Below are 18,626 nucleotides of genomic sequence, written 5' to 3'. Positions count from 1 at the left end.
CGAATCTCGCCGCTGCGCAGGAGTGAATCGATGTCATCCGTGTTTGTATCGCGTCTTGCCATGGCACTGGGGCTGGGCCTGGGCCTGCCCTGCATCGCGCATGCCGCGCCCGCCGACCGCAGCAGCACGCCGGAGCAGCGCGCCGCCGCGCTGGTGGCGCAGATGAGCCGCGAGGAAAAGGTCGCGCAGGCGATGAACGATGCGCCGGCAATTCCGCGCCTGGGCATCCCCGCCTACGAATGGTGGAGCGAAGGCCTGCACGGCATCGCGCGTAATGGCTACGCCACGGTGTTTCCGCAGGCGATCGGCCTGGCCGCCAGCTGGAACATGGCGTTGATGCAGCAGGTGGGCACGGTGGTGTCGACCGAGGCGCGCGCCAAGTTCAACCAGGCCGGCGGCCCGGGCAAGGACCACAAGCGCTACGCGGGCCTGACCATCTGGTCGCCCAACATCAATATCTTCCGCGACCCGCGCTGGGGCCGTGGCATGGAAACCTACGGCGAGGATCCCTTCCTCACCGGGCAACTGGCGGTGGGCTTCATTCGCGGGTTGCAGGGCGAGGACCTCGGTCACCCGCGCACCATCGCCACGCCCAAGCACATCGCCGTGCACAGCGGCCCGGAGCCGGGCCGGCACAGCTTCGACGTGGACGTGTCGCCGCGCGATGTGGAGGCGACCTACACGCCCGCCTTCCGCGCCGCCTTGATCGACGGCCAGGCCGGCTCGGTGATGTGCGCATACAACTCGCTACACGGCACGCCGGCCTGCGCCGCCGACTGGCTGCTCAACGGCCGCGTACGTGGTGACTGGGGCTTCAAGGGCTTCGTGGTGTCCGACTGCGATGCGGTGGACGACATGACCCAGTTCCATTACTTCCGCCCGGACAATGCCGGCTCCTCGGCCGCATCGCTCAAGGCCGGGCACGATCTCAACTGCGGCTACGCGTATCGCGCCCTGGGCACGGCCATCGCACGTGGCGAAGTGGACGAAGCCCTGCTCGACCAGTCATTGGTGCGCCTGTTCGCGGCGCGCTATCGCCTGGGCGAACTGGAAGCGCCGCGCAAGGATCCGTATGCCAGGCTCGGCGCCAAGGACATCGACAACGCGACCAACCGCGCGTTGGCGCTGAAGGCTGCCGCCGAGTCGATCGTATTGCTCAAGAACGATGCCGGCACCCTGCCGCTGAAACCGGGCACGCGGCTGGCGGTGATCGGCCCGAACGCCGATGCCCTGGCGGCGCTGGAAGCCAACTATCAGGGCACCTCCTCCGAGCCGGTGACGCCCTTGCTCGGCCTGCGCCAGCGCTTCGGCACCCAGCAGGTGAGCTATGCGCAAGGTGCACCGTTGGCCGCCGGCGTGCCGGGCATGATTCCGGAAACCGCGCTGCGCAGCGACGGCAAGCCGGGATTGCGTGGCGAATATTTCGACAACGTCGAGATGACCGGTGCTGCGCGCGTGGTGCGGCAGGACCGTGTGGTGAGTTTCAACTGGGACCAGGTCGCACCCGCCAAGGGCGTGCCGGCCGATCGCTATGCGGTGCGCTGGAGCGGCGAGCTGCTGCCGCCGAGCGCGGGCGACTACACGCTGGCGGTACGGGTGGCGCGCTGCTTCGATTGCGCCGGCCACGATCCGGTGCGGCTGTACATCGACGACAAGCTGGTGGTCGCCGGCAATGCCGAAGACAAGCACGTGCCGGCCGGCATGCATAACGCCGATGGCCGCAGCGTGGAAACCGTGCTGCACTTCGACGACACCCGCCCGCGCAGGATCCGCCTGGAAATGGAGCACCGCGGCCAGGACCAGGGCCTGCGCCTGGAGTGGCTGGCACCGGCGGCGGCGCAACTGGCCGAGGCAGAGCAGGCGGTGGCGCAGGCCGATGCGGTAGTGGCCTTCGTCGGCCTGTCGCCGGATGTGGAAGGCGAGGAACTGCGCATCGACGTGCCCGGCTTCGATGGCGGCGACCGCAACGACATCGCCCTGCCCGCCCCGCAGCAGGCGCTGCTCGAACGCGCCAAGGCCTCCGGCAAGCCGCTGGTGGTGGTGCTGATGAGCGGCAGCGCGGTGGCGTTGAACTGGGCCAAGGCCCATGCCGACGCGATCGTGGCGGCGTGGTACCCGGGCCAGTCCGGCGGCACCGCGATCGCACGCATGCTGGCCGGCGACGACACCCCCGGCGGGCGCCTGCCGGTGACCTTCTATCGCTCCACCAAGGACCTGCCGCCCTACGTCAGCTACGACATGAAGGGCCGCACCTACCGCTACTTCAAGGGCGAGCCGCTGTTTCCGTTCGGCTATGGCTTGAGCTACACCAGCTTTGCCTACAGCGCGCCGCAGCTGTCCACTGCAACCCTGCAAGCTGGCAGTGCGTTGCAGGTGACCGCCAGCGTGCGCAACACCGGCACGCGCGCTGGCGATGAGGTGGCGCAGGTGTATCTGCAATATCCGCAGCGCCCGCAGTCGCCGTTGCGCAGCCTGGTCGGCTTCCAGCGTGTGCACCTGCAGCCGGGTGAGCAGCGCACGCTCACCTTCACCCTCGATGCGCGCGCCCTGAGCGATGTGGATCGCAGCGGGCAGCGTGCGGTGGAAGCCGGCGATTACACGCTGTTTGTCGGCGGCGGCCAACCCGGTACCGGCGCGGTCGGCGAGGCGGCAGCGTTTTCGATCTCGGGGCGTTCGCCATTGCCGAAATGAGCGGTTGGGGTGCGGCAGGCAACGGCGTCGGCTGTGAGGGCCGGCGCCTGTTGCATGGGGCAGCGGAAGGACGTTGCGGTCGGCGACATTGCCCGAGATCAGGCGAGGCGGCACGCGCCGGCTCCGCTACCAGGCCGGTCGGCGCCGTGCCGGCCTGCCGATCCCGCCGCACGTTTCCACCGCGATGACCGTGATTGCACGGCAGCCAGGCGATGTCGTACGACCGCAATGGACGTGGACCAGCCACCACCACCACTGCCGCAGGCCACGCATACGGGGCCGAATTGTGCGGACGCACTATGCACATTCGGCGCACACGTTGTATGGTCATCGGGAATTGGTCATGCATAGGTCTCATCATCGGCCGGGCACGTGATGCCGCCGATGGAACGATGTCCGCTGCGTCGACCGCTTGCTGAAATCCAGGGAGTTCCAGCTCATGCACACCCGCCGCGACATCCTTCAGCTGCTCGGCGCCAGCGCGGGCGCCGGCTTGCTGGCCGGCGCACTGCCCGCCTTCGCCGCCGGCACCTCCACGGCCGTCGGCACCTTCGTCAGCAAGCGCCCACCCAAGCCGCAGCGCCGCTTCGTCAGCAAGGCGGTCGAGCAGCAGATCGTGCAGATCAAGGCGCGCATCGCCGATCCCGAGCTGGCCTGGCTGTTCGAGAACTGCTACCCCAACACGCTGGACACCACGGTGGAAACCGGCACCCGCAACGGCAAGCCGGACACCTTCGTCATCACCGGCGACATCCACGCGATGTGGCTGCGCGACTCCTCCGCCCAGGTGCATCCCTACGTGCCGCTGGCCAGGCGCGACCCTGCGTTGCGGCGCATGTTCCATGGCCTGATCCAGCGCCAGGCCGCCTGCATCCGGCTCGACCCGTATGCCAACGCCTTCCTGCCCGATGGCCAGACCCAACGCCTGAAGTGGTCGCTCAACGACATCACCGAGATGAAGCCCGGCGTGGGCGAGCGCAAGTGGGAAATCGATTCGCTGTGCTACCCGATCCGCATCGCGCACGAATACTGGCGCGCCACCGGCGATGCCGCCCCGTTCGACGACGACTGGCGCGCGGCGATGCACGTGGTGGTCAGGACCTTCCGCGAGCAGCAGCGCAAGGACAACCGCGGCCCGTACGTGTTCCAGCGGCCCTCGCCGCTGGCGACCGAGACGCTGGTGCTGGAAGGCTACGGCCAGCCGACCCGGCCCAACGGCATGATCCACTCGATGTTCCGCCCCTCCGACGATGCCTGCGTGTATCCGCTGTTCGTGCCGGCCAACCTGTTCGCGGTGGCCTCGCTGCGGCAGCTGGCCACGATGAGCACGGCCTTGCACCGCGATGCCGCGTTCGCCGCCGACTGCACCGCGCTGGCAGACGAGGTGGAAACGGCAACGCGCCAGTTCGGCCAACTGCGCGACAGCGACGGCCAGGCGTACTGGGCGTTCGAAGTGGACGGTTACGGCAACCAGTTGTTCATCGACGACGCCAACGCCCCCGGCCTGCTCAGCCTGGCCTACCTGGGCTGCTGCGACCGCGCCGACCCGGTGTTCCTGCGCACCCGCCAGCTGGCCTGGAGCGAACGCAATCCGTACTTCTCGCGCGGCCGTGCGGCCGAAGGCGTCGGCAGCCCGCACAGCGGCATGGGCACGATCTGGCCGATGTCGATCATCCAGTACGCGCTGGTCAGCGACGACGATGCACAGTTGCGCCAATGCCTGCAGTGGCTGAAGACCACCCATGCCGGCACCGGCTTCATGCACGAAGCCTTCGACAAGGACAACCCGAGCACCTTCACCCGCGACTGGTTCGCCTGGGCCAACACCTTGTTCGGCGAACTGATCATCGACCTGCACCAACGCAAACCCCAGCTGCTGCGCAGTAGCTGATGGTTCGAAGCGCGCGATCTGCCATCCCGGGCAGACGGCGCAGCGCTTGATGTTCCCTTCTCCCGCCGGGAGAAGGTGCCCGACGGGCGGATGAGGGTGCCCCGGCATCGGCCCGCAAATTCAGAGACCACACCATGGCAACACGACGCGGTTTTCTCCAAGGCGCCATCGCAGCAGCCCTGTTCGGCAGCACCGGCCTGCCCGGGCTTGCCCGCGCACGCGCCGGCAACTACGCACTGCCGGCCGATGCGCGCGCCCGCGCCGAGCTCACGCGCCATGTCGATGTGTTCATCGGCACCGGCGGCCATGGCCACACCTTTCCCGGTGCGACGCTGCCGTTCGGCATGGTGCAGCTGAGCCCGGACACCTACAACGCGGTCTGGGATTCGTGCTCCGGCTACCACGAGTCCGACGGCTCGATCATGGGCTTTTCGCACACGCATCTGTCCGGCACCGGCATCGGCGACATGCTGGACGTCCTGCTGGTGCCGGCCACCGGCGAGGTCAAGCTGGTGCCGGGCACACTCGATGCGCCGGACAGCGGCTACCGCTCGCGCTACGACCACAGCGATGAAGCCGCCTCGCCCGGCTACTACCGCGTGCGGCTCAAGGACAGCGGCGTGCATGCCGAGCTCACCGCCACCACGCGCGCCGGCCTGCACCGTTACCACTTCCCCAAGGGCAAGCCGGCGCACGTGCTGCTGGACCTGTGCCACGGCATGCAGGACAAACCCGGCATCCCCACCCGCGTGAGCGATGCGCAGCTGCGCGTGGTCGATGCACAGACCATCACAGGCGGGCGCCGCGTCCACCAGTGGGCCAAGGGGCGCTACATCTACTTTGCCCTGCGGTTGTCGCGGCCGTTCGCCAGCGTGCAGCTGTACGACGAAGATCAAGCGCTGCCTGCCGGCACGCGCAGCCGCGACGGTACCCACCTCAAGGCGGCGTTGCACTTTCCCGATGCATCCGACGCACCGCTGCTGGTCAAGGTCGGCATCTCCGCCGTCAGCGCCGACAATGCGCTGGCCAACCTGGATGCCGAGTTGCCCGATTTCGACTTCGCCCGCGTGCATGCGCAGGCCGTGGCCGCCTGGGAGAAGGAACTGGCACGCGTGCGCATCGACAGCGATGACGATGCGCAACGCCGCATCTTCTACACCGGCCTGTATCACAGCCTGCTCGCGCCCACCCTCTTCAGCGACGTGGATGGCCGTTACCGTGGCATGGACCTGCAGATCCACACCGCACCCAAGGGCTATCACAACTACAGCACCTATTCGCTGTGGGACACCTACCGCGCCGCGCACCCGCTGCTCACCCTGGTGCAACCCGAGCGCGTGCCGGACCTGGTGCAGTGCCTGGTCCGCGGCGCCAACGAATGCCCGGACGGCGTGGGCATCTGGCCGCTGCAAGGCGTGGAAACCGGCTGCATGATCGGCTACCACTCCGCAGTGGTGCTGGCCGAAGCGCATGCCAAGGGCTTCACCGGCATCGACTACACAGCCGCCTGGCCGGCCTACCGCAAGCGCGCGATGGACGACACCACCCACGGCCTGGCGGACTACCGCAAACTCGGTTACATCCCCGCCGACAAGGTGGACGAAGCGGTCAGCCGCACGCTGGAATACGCCTATGACGACTGGGCCTGCGCGCACCTGGCCCAGGCCGCTGGTGCCACCGACGATGCACGCGCACTGCGCGAGCGCTCGCGCAACTACCGCAACGTGTTCAATCGCGACAGCGGCTTCGTGCAGGCGCGACTGGAAGACGGCAGCTGGGCCACCCCGTTCGACCCGCGCGGCATGGGCCACATCAGCAAGTGGCGCGACTTCACCGAGTCCAACGCCTGGCAGGCCACCTTCCTCAACCAGCACGACCTGTACGGTTACATGGACCTGTACGGCGGCCGCGACGGCTTCGTGGCCAAGCTCGACGAACTGTTTTCCACCAGTTCCGAGCTGCCGGCCGATGCGCCACCGGATATCGACGGCCTGGTCGGCCAGTACGCGCACGGCAACGAGCCCAGCCATCACGTGGCCTACCTGTTCGCCTACGCGGGCCAGCCGTACAAGACCCAGGCCATGGTGCGCCGGCTGCTGCGCGAGCAGTACCACGATGCGCGCAATGGGCTGTCCGGCAACGAGGATTGCGGGCAGATGAGCGCCTGGTTCGTGCTCAGCGCGCTCGGGTTGTACGCAGTGGACCCGGTCAGCGGCAACTACGTTCTCGGCAGCCCGCTGTTCAAGCGCGCAGAACTGGATGTCGGCAACGGCCGCACGCTGCGCATCGTGGCCAACAACAACAGCGCGCAGAACGTCTATGTGCAGTCGCTGACCTGGAACGGCAAACCGATCAACCGCAGCTGGATGCGGCATGCCGATCTGGCCGCCGGCGGCACGCTGGAATTCACGATGGGCGCCAAGCCGAATCCGGCCTTCGGCGCGAACAAGGAGGATCTACCGCCGTCGTTCGCATAGCGTACGTGCCCGGCATCGCGCCAATCGCAATGGGAGGCCGCCCTTCCCTTTCCCGCAGCGGGAGGCTTGCTTTTCCTTCTCCCGCAAGCGGGAGGCTTGCTTTTTCCTTCTCCCGCGAGCGGGAGGCTTGCCTTTCCTTTCCCGCAAGCGGGAGGCTTGCTTTTCCTTCTCCCGCAAGCGGAAGGCTTGCTTTTCCTTCTCCCGCAAGCGGGAGGCTTGCCTTTTCCTTCTCCCGCAAGCGGGAGAAGGTGCCCGAAGGGCGGATGAGGGCCAACACGCAAGCGGCCTCACGCAAAAACCAATCCACCCCCATCGTCACCAGTCACTCGTCACCGCCGGGAATTGCCCATGTTGCGTAGCACCCTCAGCCCCCTCGTCCTCGCCCTCGCGCTGGCACTTCCCGCCGCCGCCAGTGCCGCCGACACCCACGCCGACACCTGGCCCAGCTTCGGCACGCAAGGCACGCAGTTCGTGCGCGACGGCAAGCCGTATCAACTGCTCTCCGGCGCCATCCATTTCCAGCGCATCCCGCGCGCCTACTGGAAGGACCGCCTGCAGAAGGCGCGCGCACTGGGCTTGAACACGGTGGAGACCTACGTGTTCTGGAACCTGGTCGAACCGCAGCAAGGCCGGTTCGATTTTTCCGGCAACAACGACGTGGCCGCGTTCGTGCGCGAAGCCGCCGCACAAGGCCTCAACGTGATCCTGCGTCCTGGCCCCTACACCTGTGCCGAGTGGGAAGCCGGCGGCTACCCGGCCTGGTTGTTCGGCAAGGACAACATCCGCGTGCGCAGCCGCGACCCACGCTTTCTGGCCGCCAGCCAGGCCTACCTGGATGCGGTGTACCAACAGGTGCGCCCGTTGCTCAACCACAACGGTGGGCCGATCATCGCCGTGCAGGTCGAGAACGAGTACGGCTCCTACGACGACGACCATGCCTACATGGCCGACAACCGCGCCATGTACGTCAAGGCTGGCTTCGACGACGCCTTGCTGTTTACCTCCGACGGCGCCGACATGCTCGCCAACGGCACCTTGCCGGACACCCTGGCGGTGGTGAACTTCGCCCCCGGCGAGGCCAAGAGTGCGTTCGACAAACTGATCAAGTTCCGCCCCGGGCAACCGCGCATGGTCGGCGAATACTGGGCCGGCTGGTTCGACCATTGGGGCAAGCCGCATGCCAGCACCGATGCCAAGCAACAGACCGAAGAGCTGGAGTGGATCCTGCGCCAGGGCCACTCGGCCAATCTCTACATGTTCATCGGCGGCACCAGTTTCGGCTTCATGAATGGTGCCAATTTCCAGGGCAACCCCAGCGACCATTACGCCCCGCAGACCACCAGCTACGACTACGACGCCATCCTGGACGAAGCCGGTCATCCCACGCCCAAGTTCGCGCTGATGCGCGAGGCCATCGCCCGGGTCACCGGCGTGCAGCCGCCGGCGCTGCCGGCACCGATCGACACGGCGGCCCTGCCGGAAACGCCGCTGCGCGAATCCGCCTCGCTGTGGGACAACCTGCCCGCACCGATCGCCATCGACACCCCGCAGCCGATGGAGCACTTCGGCCAGGATTACGGCTACATCCTCTACCGCACCACCGTCACCGGCCCGCGCAAGGGGCCGCTGTACCTGGGCGAGGTGCGCGATGTCGCGCGGGTGTACGTCGATCAGAAGCCGGTCGGCAGTGTCGAACGCCGGCTGCAGCAGGTCTCCACCGATGTGGATATTCCTGCAGGCCAGCACACACTGGATGTCCTGGTCGAAAACAGCGGCCGCATCAACTACGGCCCGCGCATGGCCGACGGCCGCGCCGGGCTGGTCGACCCGGTGCTGCTGGACAACCGGCAGCTCACCGGCTGGCAGGCCTTCCCGTTGCCGATGCGCTCGCCCGACAGCATCCGCGGCTGGACCCGCAACGCCGTCGCAGGCCCCGCCTTCCATCGCGGCACGCTGCGCATCGGCACACCGGCCGACACCTACCTGGACATGCGCGCCTTCGGCAAGGGCGTGACCTGGGCCAACGGCGTCAACCTGGGCCGCCACTGGGCCATCGGCCCGCAGCGGGCGTTGTATTTCCCGGCCCCGTTCCAGCGCAAGGGCGACAACACCGTGGTGGTGTTCGACCTGGACAGCACCGCCAAGCCCGGCGTGCGCGGCCTGCAGCAGCAGGTGTGGATCACGCCGAAGGAGTAGGGGGCAGACGGATGGCCGGCGGCTGACGCTCGCGCACCCGCCGGCTTGGCAACCGCAAGCCGCCTGTGCGTGTCCGCCGATGGGCCAAACCAACCGCCAGGCAACCCGCCTGGCGCTCCCGGGGCTGGCCGGCCTTCAGACTACCGCGCGCCCGCCGCTATCTGGAGGTCAACTGCCCGCATAGGGTCTGCTACCTGTGCGGTATCGGACTGATCGCATTCCAGGCAAGATCACCGGCTCACGCCGTTGTGGAAGGCAGTGGCGCATTCCCGTCGTTCCATCGGGCGACGGTCAGTTCGTGAGTTCCAGGAGCGTTTCATGTCGTCGTCCACCGTTACGCAAGACCCTGTCTCCGCGGTTCCGGAGCAGACCCAGCACGCCTTTGCCGAACACGTCCACAGCAAGCCCGCCCCCGGCCAGCCGATCGGCAGCACCGAAGCGGCGCACCTGATGACCTTCCTGAGCCAGACCCACTCGGCCAGGCAGCCGCAGATCCTGCTGCCGCCACAGGAACGCGACGACAGCGCCACCTGAGCGCAGCCGCGCGCCGGCGACAGCGTGTCTGCGTTGCCAGCGGCCCGGATCACGTGAATGCATCGAGCGCCGCGCGTCGCCCATGCAGCAGACACTGCACACCGTGTCATCTCGATAACAGCCTGCGCGCGTACGACTGAGTCCCTGCGACACCAGTGCGCAATCTGCGTCGCGGGCGCACTGTGGCCGCGCGCAACCGCTGTGCGATGCCACCTGTCAACGCATGGCCAACCGGCTCCCGGTCGGGAGCCGGCCCGGGCCATCGGCACGTATTGCCCAGCGCCTACAACCCGATCAACCGCGCTCAGCGCGTCGCCGCACCCTTGCCGGTATTGAACAACTGGAACTCGCGGATATGCACCGCATCCGCACTGGACTGGATATTCAGGCGCACCCGCGATGCGGTCACCGGCGCGAAGTGATCGATCTTCATCCGCCCGATCGCCTGCGCCTTCGCCAGCGGCACCCACTTGCCGTCCTGCCAGGCTTCCACCGCGTATTTCTGCACCAGCTGGCCGTCGTTGATCCACTCCATGCTCAGCGCACTGTCGAAGGTCACCGGCTGCTTGAACTGCAGCTCCAGCACCGCACTATGCGAACCGGCCGGCGCACTCCAGAACGTCTCGCGATCGCCGTCCACTGCCGCGTCGATGCCGTCGGTCTTCCTGATGTTGCCGGCCACCAGATTCCTGTCTGCGCCGTAGCGCGCCTGCAGCGCCTGGCCAAGTTCCTGCAGGCGTGCAACATCGGCTTCCGGCAACAGGCCGCGCTTGTCCGGCGCGAGACCCAGCACCAGCTGACCGCCCAGGCCGACGCTCTTTTCCCAGATCTCCACCAGCTCATCGACACTCTTGAGTGTCTGGTCGCTGTTGGGATGCCAGAACCACTGCAGCTTGTGCAGCGGCGTATCCACTTCCACCGGGCGCCAGCGCAGGTAGCCGTGGCGATCGATCACGTTCCAGTTTTCGCCTTCGATGAAGCCGGCCTCGTTGCCCACCCAGCGCACGTCGCCGTACTCGAACAAGGCGGTATCGGCAAATACCATCGCGTTGGCCTGGTAGGTGCGCAGCTCTTCCATGTACTTGTCGAAGTTGTACACGTGACCGGCGCTGCCGGCGCCGTCCAGCCACCACTCGGTGATCGGGCCGTAATGCGAGGCCAGCTCCACCAACTGCGCAGCGTAGAACTTGTCGTAGGCCTTGGAATCGGCATATTTGGGCTCGTGGCGATCCCACGGCGACAGGTACACGCCAAAGCCCATGCCTTCCTTGCGCACCGCATCGCTGGTGAGCTTGACCAGGTCGCCCTTGCCGCCCATCCACGGACTGTTCTTGACCGAATAATTGCTCTCGGCAGTGGGCCACAGCGCAAACCCGTCGTGGTGCTTGGCCACCAGGATCACGTACTTCGCACCGGCCGACTTGGCCGCGCGCGCCCACTGGCCCGGATCCACATTGGTCGGGTTAAAGGTCTTGGCGCTGGCCGTCCCGTCACCCCACTCCTGGTCCAGCCAGGTGTTGGGATTGAAGTGCACGATCACGCCGAATTCCAGATCCTGCCAGGCCACCTGCTGCGGCGAGGGTTTGACCTCGGCAAAGTTCTGCGCGATGGCGGTGGGCAGGGTCAGCGCGGTCAGGCCGAGGGCGGCCAGCCAGCGCAACGGGGAGAGCGGGTGTGATGACATCGCGGGTCCTCGCAGTGGTCGGCGACCACGGCCGCCTGGGATGACCAGAGCATATGGTATTTAATAGATGATAAATAGGTATCTTTAAAATCCGCACAGGACTGGACCACGATGCATCCGTCACGTTTGTCGACCTGCCTGGTCGCAAGCCTTGCCGCCTTCGCCGTCCACGCCGAACCGCGCATGCCGCCGCCCTCGCCCATTGTGCTCAGCGAGTTCATCGCCGATCCCGCACCGACGCCACAGGCGCACGCCTCCACGCTTCTGGAGACCCGCGCCGGCACGCTGCTGGCCGCCTGGTTCGGCGGCACGCACGAGGGAGCGGCCGATGTCGGTGTCTGGCTCGCGCAGCGCGGCGTGCGGCAATGGCAGCCGCCGCGACGCATCGCCGACGGCGCGCATGCCGGCGCGGATGGCGCCGCACTGCCGACCTGGAATCCGGTGCTGTTCCAGTCCAGCGCCGGCCCGGTGCAGCTGTACTACAAGCTCGGCCCCAATCCACGGCAGTGGTGGGGCCTGCGCATTACCTCGGATGATGACGGTGCGCACTGGTCGCCACCGCAGCGCCTGCCCGACGGCATCCTCGGCCCGATCAAGAACAAGCCGGTGCAATTGCCGAACGGACGCATCCTTTCGCCCAGCAGCAGCGAAGACCGTGGCTGGCGCGCGCATCTGGAATGGAGCGACGACGACGGCGCGCATTGGCAACGCGGCATGCCGCTCAATGATCCGGCGGCGATCGGCGCGATCCAGCCTAGCCTCCTGCTGCATGCGAACGGGCGCGTGCAGGTGCTCGGGCGCAGCCAGCAGGACAAGGTGTTCAGTACGTTCTCCAATGACGGCGGCCTGCACTGGCAACCGATGCAGTTGCTGGCCGTGGAGAATCCCAACGCCGGCACAGACGCGGTGATGCTGCGCGACGGCCGCGCCCTGCTGGTCTACAACCCCGGCATCGCCGGCAAGCACTGGTGGGACGGTCGCGGCACGCTTGCGGTGGCGCTATCAGCCGATGGCGTGCACTGGCAACGCGCCCTCACGCTGGAACACAGCGCAAAGGACGAGTTCTCCTATCCGGCGGTGATCCAGACCCGCGATGGGCTGGTCCATATCAGCTACACCTGGAAGCGCCAACGCATCAAGCATGTCGTCCTGGATCCGACACGCCTTGGCAGCGAGGCAGATGACACGAGATCGCCGCAGTCATTGCCGGAAAGTGCGCAGTAGATCGAACGGTCGAGGGCACGGTGCCCTCACCACATACGGGACACGCCGTTAATCCGTCACTGGAGGCTCTGCGGCGGCATCCATGCCGCCAAGGGTCCCGGAACCGGCAAGGACATCGCGCTTCCTACGTTGGTCGTGCACTGATGGAACTGCGCAAGCAACTCGCCGACCGCCGCTCCGGCGCTTGTCCACGCATACCGACCATTTCAGCTGGTCCTTGCCCGCTCACCGTCGCGGGACCTTGAGCGGCATGGATGCCGCGCCAGAGCCTACATGGACGTACTTGCGGCGTGTCCCGCGATGGTGGGCGGGCAAGGGCCCTGCAACGAAGCAGCAGATCAACGCGTTGCGTTCGCTTCTTCCACAGTGCCCCGTCTAAGCTCAACACAACATGCTCCTGAGCTCTACTGCCGTTTCAACGCAACAAAGCCTGGTTGGTCGAGGGCGCGATGCCCTCACCACTTCCGGGACACGCCGTGAATCCATCCCTGGAGGCTCCGTGGCGGCATCCATGCCGCCAAGGGTCCCGGAACCGGCAAGGACATCGCGCCTCCTACGTTGGTCGTGCACTGATGGAACTGCACAAGCAACTCTGCACAAGCAACTCGCCAACTGCAGCTCCTGCCCTTGTCCACGTATACCGACCATCTCGACTGGTCCTTGCCCGTCCACCGTTGCGGGACCTTGAGCGGCATGGATGCCGCGCCAGAGCCTACATGGACGTACTTGCGGCGTGTCCCGCGATGGTGGGCGGGCAAGGGCCCTGCAACGAAGCAGCAGATCAAACGCGTTGCGTTCGCTTCTTCCACAGTGCCCCGTCTGAGCTCAACACAACATGCTCCTGAGCGTTGCTGCCGTTTCAACGCAACAAAGCCTGGTTGGTCGAGGGCGCGATGCCCTCACCACTTCCGGGACACGCCGTGAATCCATCCCTGGAGGCTCCGTGGCGGCATCCATGCCGCCAAGGGTCCCGGAACCGGCAAGGACATCGCGCCTCCTACGTTGGTCGTGCACTGATGGAACTGCACAAGCAACTCGCCGACCGCAGCTCCTGCGCTTGTCCACGCACACCGACCATTTCGACCGGTCCTTGCCCGCTCACCGTCGCGGGACCTTGAGCGGCATGGATGCCGCGCCAGAGCCTACAGGGACGTACTTGCGGCGTGTCCCGCGATGGTGGGCGGGCAAGGGCCCTGCAACGAAGCAGCAGATCAAACGCGTTGCGTTCGTTTCTTCCACAGTGCCCCGTCTGAGCTCAACACAACATGCTCCTGAGCGTTGCCGCCGTTTCAACGCAACAAAGCCTGGTTGGTCGAGGACCCGGCAGCCAAACTACAGATCCCATGCTACGTCTTCACTTCACCTGGTTGCCGGCCACGGCGTGCAAAGAGGTCCCGGATCACATGCTCCACCATCGAGACACAGCGCCTCACAGCTCCTGCAACAACCCCACAACCCGCCGCACACGCGCCACATCGGTGCGCTGGTAGTCGCCCCCCAGGTCGGAGATATACGCATGCGGCGCATGCACCTGCGCCGCAACCGGGCCACGTGAGGAGGCATGGAACTCGCGCGCCCCCGTGCCGTTACGCAGCGCAAGCACGTTGCTTTCGGACACGCCCGCACCGGGCATGATGCTGATACGGTCGCCCGCCTGCTGCACCAGCGCTGCGATGGTGTCGATCCCTTCCAGCGCGCTTGCACGCGCACCGGAGGTCAGCACGCGCTCGCACCCCAGCGCGATCGCATCTTCCAGCGCACGCGCCGGATCGGCGCTGACGTCGATCGCACGGTGGAAGGTCACACCCAGCGACCCGGCCGCGGCGATCAACACCCGCATCGTGCCCATGTCGACCTGCCCATGCAGATCCAGCGCGCCCAACACCACGCCATCGCAGCCCAGCCGCACGCATTGCTCCACATCGCGCCGCATCACCTCGACCTCCGCCGCATCGAAGACGAAATCGCCCACGCGCGGACGGATCAACACATACAGCGGAATCTGCAACCGCTCACGCACCACCGCCAGCGTGCCGAACGAGGGCGTCAGCCCGCCGCCGTCCAGGCCGCCGCAGAGCTCGACCCGCATCGCACCACCTTCCTGCGCCGCCAATGCCGAACCCACCGAATCGGCGGCCACCTCCAGCCCCGACACGCTCATGCCGCAGGCTCGGTGGTGTAGTGGCTTTCGCCGGGCACCAGCAGGTCCTGCCGCTGCGCATCGCAGACCGCATAACTGAAACCCTTCTGGATCGCGAACGCCCCCACCTCGCCGCGCTTGTTCATCGCCAGAAATCCGACCTGCAAGGTGCGGGTGAGTTCGGGCTTGCGCCGGATCAGCCGCATCACCACCTCGCGGCAGGCATCGGCCGGCGACTTGCCCTGGCGCATCATTTCCACCACCGCAAAACTGCCGACATTGCGGATCACCTCTTCGCCGACGCCGGTCGAGGTCGCGCCGCCCACCTCGTTGTCCACGTACAGGCCTGCACCGATGATCGGGCTGTCGCCGACCCGGCCGTGCATCTTCCACGCCATGCCGCTGGTGGTGCACGCGCCGGACAGGTTGCCGTGCGCATCCAGCGCCAGCATGCCGATGGTGTCGTGGTTGTCCTTGCCGCCCGGAAGCTTGGCATCACGCCAGGCGCGGTTTTCGATATTGGCTTCCGGCGAATACTTGGAGGTCTTCAACCACTCTTTCCACGCCGCTTCGGAGCTGGGCGTGAGCAGCTTGGTCTGCGGAAAGCCCTGTTCCAGCGCGAACTGCCGCGCGCCATCGCCAACCAGCATCACATGCGGGGTCTTTTCCATCACCGCGCGTGCCACCGAGATCGCGTGCACCACGTCTTCCAGCGATGCCACCGCGCCGCAATTGCCCAGATGATCCATGATGCAGGCGTCCAGCGTCACCCGCCCGTCGCGGTCCGGATAGCCGCCCAGGCCGACGGTCGGGTTGCTCGGGTCCGCTTCGGGCACGCGCACGCCCGCTTCCACCGCATCCAGTGCGATACCGCCACTGCCGAGGATGTTCCAGGCTGCCTGGTTGGCGGCAATGCCGAAATCCCAGGTGGAAATCACCCGCGCCGCGCCGCGCGGCAGCGCGGCAACGCGTCCGCCCGTGCCGGCACCGACGGCCGCCTGCGCACGCGCGCCCCACCCGGCCAGGCCGGAGGCGATCGCACCAAGCGTGGCGCTCTTGAGGAAGTGACGACGTTGGATCATCCGGGCGAACTCCATGCAGGAAGAAAACAGGCAGCCGCACTGCGCGGCGACAGCCTTCCATCATGCGGCAGCGCCGCGCGCCGATAAACCGCCTTGCGGCGCTGTCGGCTGCGGATCCGCGCACAACCAGCGCTGCGTCGGGCCTGCTGCATGCGCGCCGCAGCCGGGCCGCCCCCACGATCAGGGGCGAAAAGACTCACCCGCCACAGGCGTCAGCGTCATCGCGCAACCTGCTGGTCAACACATGGTCGCGCCAGACGCCGTTCAATTGCAGATAACGGCGCGCATAGCCTTCGATCTGAAAGCCCAGCCGTTGCAGCACGCGCGCACTGCGCAGATTGTCGGGGACGTATTGCGCCATCACCCGGTGCAGGCCAAGCGGGCCGAACGCAAACGCGATGCCCTGCGTGGCCGCCCACTGGATCAAGCCGCGCCCCTGCTGCTGCGCATCCAGGCCGTAACCCAGATGACAGCCCTGGAAGGCACCGCGCTGGATCTGGGTGAGGCCGACCGTGCCGATCACCTGCGCCTCGCGCAGCAACACCAGTTGCAATTCGCGCTCGCCGGGCACTGCGGTGCGGTAGGCGATGCTCAGCCGACGCCAGCCGTCGGTGGTGTAGAAGGCCGGCGGCCGCAGCGGCATCGCAGCGGCCAGATGCGCGCGATTACGGCTGTGGTAGTCGGCCATCGCCGCCGGATCGACGACGGCCAGATCGCACAGCATCACACCGTCGGCGTGCTGGACGGGTGCGAAGACGGGAAGGCTCGTCACGGCCGCGGTCGCGCCGTGCGCGCGGCATGCGTGCTGTGTGGATCAGGCTGACGCATACAGATCACGCCCCCGCTAACGGCCGCCCACAGGCAGCAAGAGATCTCAGGCATCGGCCATGCCGGCACCCATTGCACCCAGCAACGGCAATGCCCGCCTGGCCGTTGCTGCGCCCATCCCGCCCTTCATCGCGACATCGCCGGCAAGCCGGCAGTGTCGTCGTCCAGCAACGGCGTGTTACGCGGCAAGCGCCGCCAGCGCCTGCGCAAGCTGCGCTTCGATCGCGTCCAGGTTCGGCAGCAATGCGCTCTGCTCGCCCAGCAGCACGCGCATGTGCACGCCGTCGGGCAGCGCATCTTCGGACGCATCGGCCAGCAGGCCATCGCGCGGCACCGAGATCAGCTGCGGGAACGAAGCGGTGAGCAAGGCGAAGTACGGCAGCGCCGGATTGCCGCCCAAGGCCTTGAGCACGATCACCTTGTTGTTGACTGCGGTCGGCTCGTCGCCCATGCCGCTCAGACGCGCGAACGACAGCAGCGGCACCTTCCAGCCATACCAGTCGATGCGCCCGACCACCCAGCGCGGCATCTCCGCCATCGGTTCGACCGCCACCCGCGACATCACCTCGGCCACCGTGGCGTTGGGCAGCAGCACGCGCTCGCTGCCGGCCTGGATCAGGACGCCGCGGATTTCGTCATTGTTGGCGTAGCTCATCGCACCTGTTCCGTTCTTGAGAGGAAGCGCCCGGCTTACGCCGGCCAGCGCTGCGCCAACGCCTGCGCCAGCTGCGCAGGGTCGCCGGTCAGAATGCCCTGGCGCGCCAGACGCGCCGCCGCGGCCGGGTCGTAGCAGCCGTCGGCGGATTGACCGGCCAGCCAGCCGCCCTGCTCGGCCAGCGCCAGCGCTGGCTCGACCAGCGCCTCGTTGGCGCCGCTGAGCATCAGCACCGCACTGTCGGCCGGCGGCAACGCGGCCACCAGCCCGGCCGGATCGGCCTGCGCGACGAATGCCAGCGCGCCGGCATGGTGCTGCACGCCGATATCGTCGGACAGCACATAGACCCTGCCCGGCGTAATCACCTGGCCGGCTTCGCCCAGGTCGACCGGCAACGCCGACACGCGTCCCATCTGCCGCACCAGGTTGCCGTACTGGCCGCCATCCAGGGTCATGCGCACCAGCACGGCGCGCGGAAACTCCGGCGGCAGCGCAGACAGCAGGCGACGGATCGCATCCGGGCCGCCGATGCCGGCCAGCACCAGCACCGCACCGGTGGTCGTACCGACCTGATCCAGCTCCACCAGCGACAGCCCGCCGGTCGACAGCGCGTCCATGTTCAATTCGGCGCGCGGGCGCACCACCACCGCGACCTCGTCGACCAGGCCCCAGGTGCTGGAATCGCCCAGCGTCAGGGCCGGTTTGTCAGCCGCCGCTGCGGCCTCGGACGTGCCCGCGCCACGCGCGAACAAGGCATCGCCGGGCACGCTGTCGAACGCGTGCGCGGCTGCCTGCAGGTGTTGGTCCAGCTGCAGGTCCGAGTGCTGCCGCGGCGCCAGTTCCAGGCCCGGTTCCGGATGCAGCGACGGCTCGCTCTCGGTGCCTGGCGGCAACACATCGGCATGGCCATGCAGCTTGGCGGCCAGATGGCGCACCCAGCGTTGCGCTTCCCAGCCCTCGCGGCGCACGGTCAGCTCGGCCTCGTCGAAGATCACCGTGACGCCGGGCATGTTGAAGGCTGGCTCCAGTGCCTCGAGCGCGTCTTCGATCGACGGCTCCAGCGCGACCAGCACCGCCACCGGCTCGGCATCGCGCAGCATCTGCACGTCCACCGCCGCCGGTTCGTCTTCCAGCACCACGTGGGCGCCGGCCAGGCCGAGCGCTTCACGCAGGCGCTCGCGCGCCTGCCCGGGCCGGCCCAGCAGGGCGACCGGAGTTCCCATT

11 protein-coding genes and 1 pseudogene are annotated in these 18,626 nt (G+C 67.4%); 6 read left to right on the top strand and 6 right to left on the bottom strand.

Translation table 11 applies throughout. The features are described from left to right. Positions 1–30: 30 nt before the first annotated feature. The 5 genes from EO174_RS13335 (at position 31) to EO174_RS13315 (ending at position 9,789) form a co-directional block, all read left to right on the top strand. Positions 31–2,691, top strand: coding sequence for a glycoside hydrolase family 3 C-terminal domain-containing protein (locus EO174_RS13335; protein ID WP_126944969.1), 2,661 nt, complete (start codon positions 31–33; stop codon positions 2,689–2,691). 439 nt (positions 2,692–3,130) lie between these two features. After that, the gene (locus EO174_RS13330; RefSeq protein ID WP_126944966.1) at positions 3,131–4,582 is read left to right on the top strand and encodes a glycoside hydrolase family 125 protein; all 1,452 of its coding nucleotides are present in this window, start codon (positions 3,131–3,133) and stop codon (positions 4,580–4,582) included. A 134-nt stretch (positions 4,583–4,716) separates the two neighbouring features. After that, complete coding sequence (locus EO174_RS13325) at positions 4,717–7,059, top strand: GH92 family glycosyl hydrolase (protein WP_126944963.1); 2,343 nt, start codon at positions 4,717–4,719, stop codon at positions 7,057–7,059. Between the two features lie 348 nt (positions 7,060–7,407). Further along, positions 7,408–9,255, top strand: a complete 1,848-nt coding sequence (locus tag EO174_RS13320; protein WP_126944960.1) for a beta-galactosidase family protein — start codon at positions 7,408–7,410, stop codon at positions 9,253–9,255. 318 nt (positions 9,256–9,573) lie between these two features. Continuing rightward, the gene (locus EO174_RS13315; protein WP_104582973.1) at positions 9,574–9,789 is read left to right on the top strand and encodes a hypothetical protein; all 216 of its coding nucleotides are present in this window, start codon (positions 9,574–9,576) and stop codon (positions 9,787–9,789) included. A gap of 304 nt (positions 9,790–10,093) precedes the next feature. Here EO174_RS13315 and EO174_RS13310 read toward each other — a convergent pair whose 3' ends face one another. After that, positions 10,094–11,473: an alpha-L-fucosidase gene (locus EO174_RS13310; RefSeq protein WP_119127716.1), complete on the bottom strand. Its 1,380-nt coding sequence runs from the start codon at positions 11,471–11,473 to the stop codon at positions 10,094–10,096. Positions 11,474–11,584: 111 nt separating this feature from the next. Between EO174_RS13310 and EO174_RS13305 the strand changes: the two are divergent. Next, positions 11,585–12,637 (top strand): annotated as a pseudogene (locus tag EO174_RS13305) (sialidase family protein); the annotation flags it as partial. Between the two features lie 1,489 nt (positions 12,638–14,126). Here EO174_RS13305 and EO174_RS13280 read toward each other — a convergent pair. From EO174_RS13280 to EO174_RS13255, 5 genes are all read right to left on the bottom strand, one after another. Next, positions 14,127–14,858, bottom strand: a complete 732-nt coding sequence (locus EO174_RS13280; protein ID WP_126944951.1) for a copper homeostasis protein CutC — start codon at positions 14,856–14,858, stop codon at positions 14,127–14,129. After that, the gene (locus tag EO174_RS13275) at positions 14,855–15,919 is read right to left on the bottom strand and encodes a N(4)-(beta-N-acetylglucosaminyl)-L-asparaginase (RefSeq protein ID WP_126944948.1); all 1,065 of its coding nucleotides are present in this window, start codon (positions 15,917–15,919) and stop codon (positions 14,855–14,857) included. Before EO174_RS13275 ends, EO174_RS13280 begins: the two co-directional genes overlap by 4 nt. Before the next feature lie 196 nt (positions 15,920–16,115). Further along, positions 16,116–16,643, bottom strand: coding sequence for a GNAT family N-acetyltransferase (locus tag EO174_RS13265; protein WP_115677709.1), 528 nt, complete (start codon positions 16,641–16,643; stop codon positions 16,116–16,118). Between the two features lie 282 nt (positions 16,644–16,925). Further along, on the bottom strand, positions 16,926–17,402 hold the full coding sequence (locus EO174_RS13260; protein WP_119127710.1) for a chemotaxis protein CheW: 477 nt from the start codon (positions 17,400–17,402) through the stop codon (positions 16,926–16,928). A 35-nt stretch (positions 17,403–17,437) separates the two neighbouring features. Further along, a complete protein-coding gene (locus tag EO174_RS13255) occupies positions 17,438–18,625 on the bottom strand; it encodes a chemotaxis protein CheB (RefSeq protein ID WP_126945341.1) in 1,188 nt (395 codons plus the stop codon). Between the last annotated feature and the right edge of the window lies 1 nt (position 18,626).

The organism is Xanthomonas sp. BRIP62418, assembly GCF_003993495.1.
Classification (GTDB): domain Bacteria; phylum Pseudomonadota; class Gammaproteobacteria; order Xanthomonadales; family Xanthomonadaceae; genus Xanthomonas; species Xanthomonas euroxanthea.
Note: the sequence above shows the minus strand (reverse complement) of the source record. Positions and strands in the feature narration are given on the sequence as shown.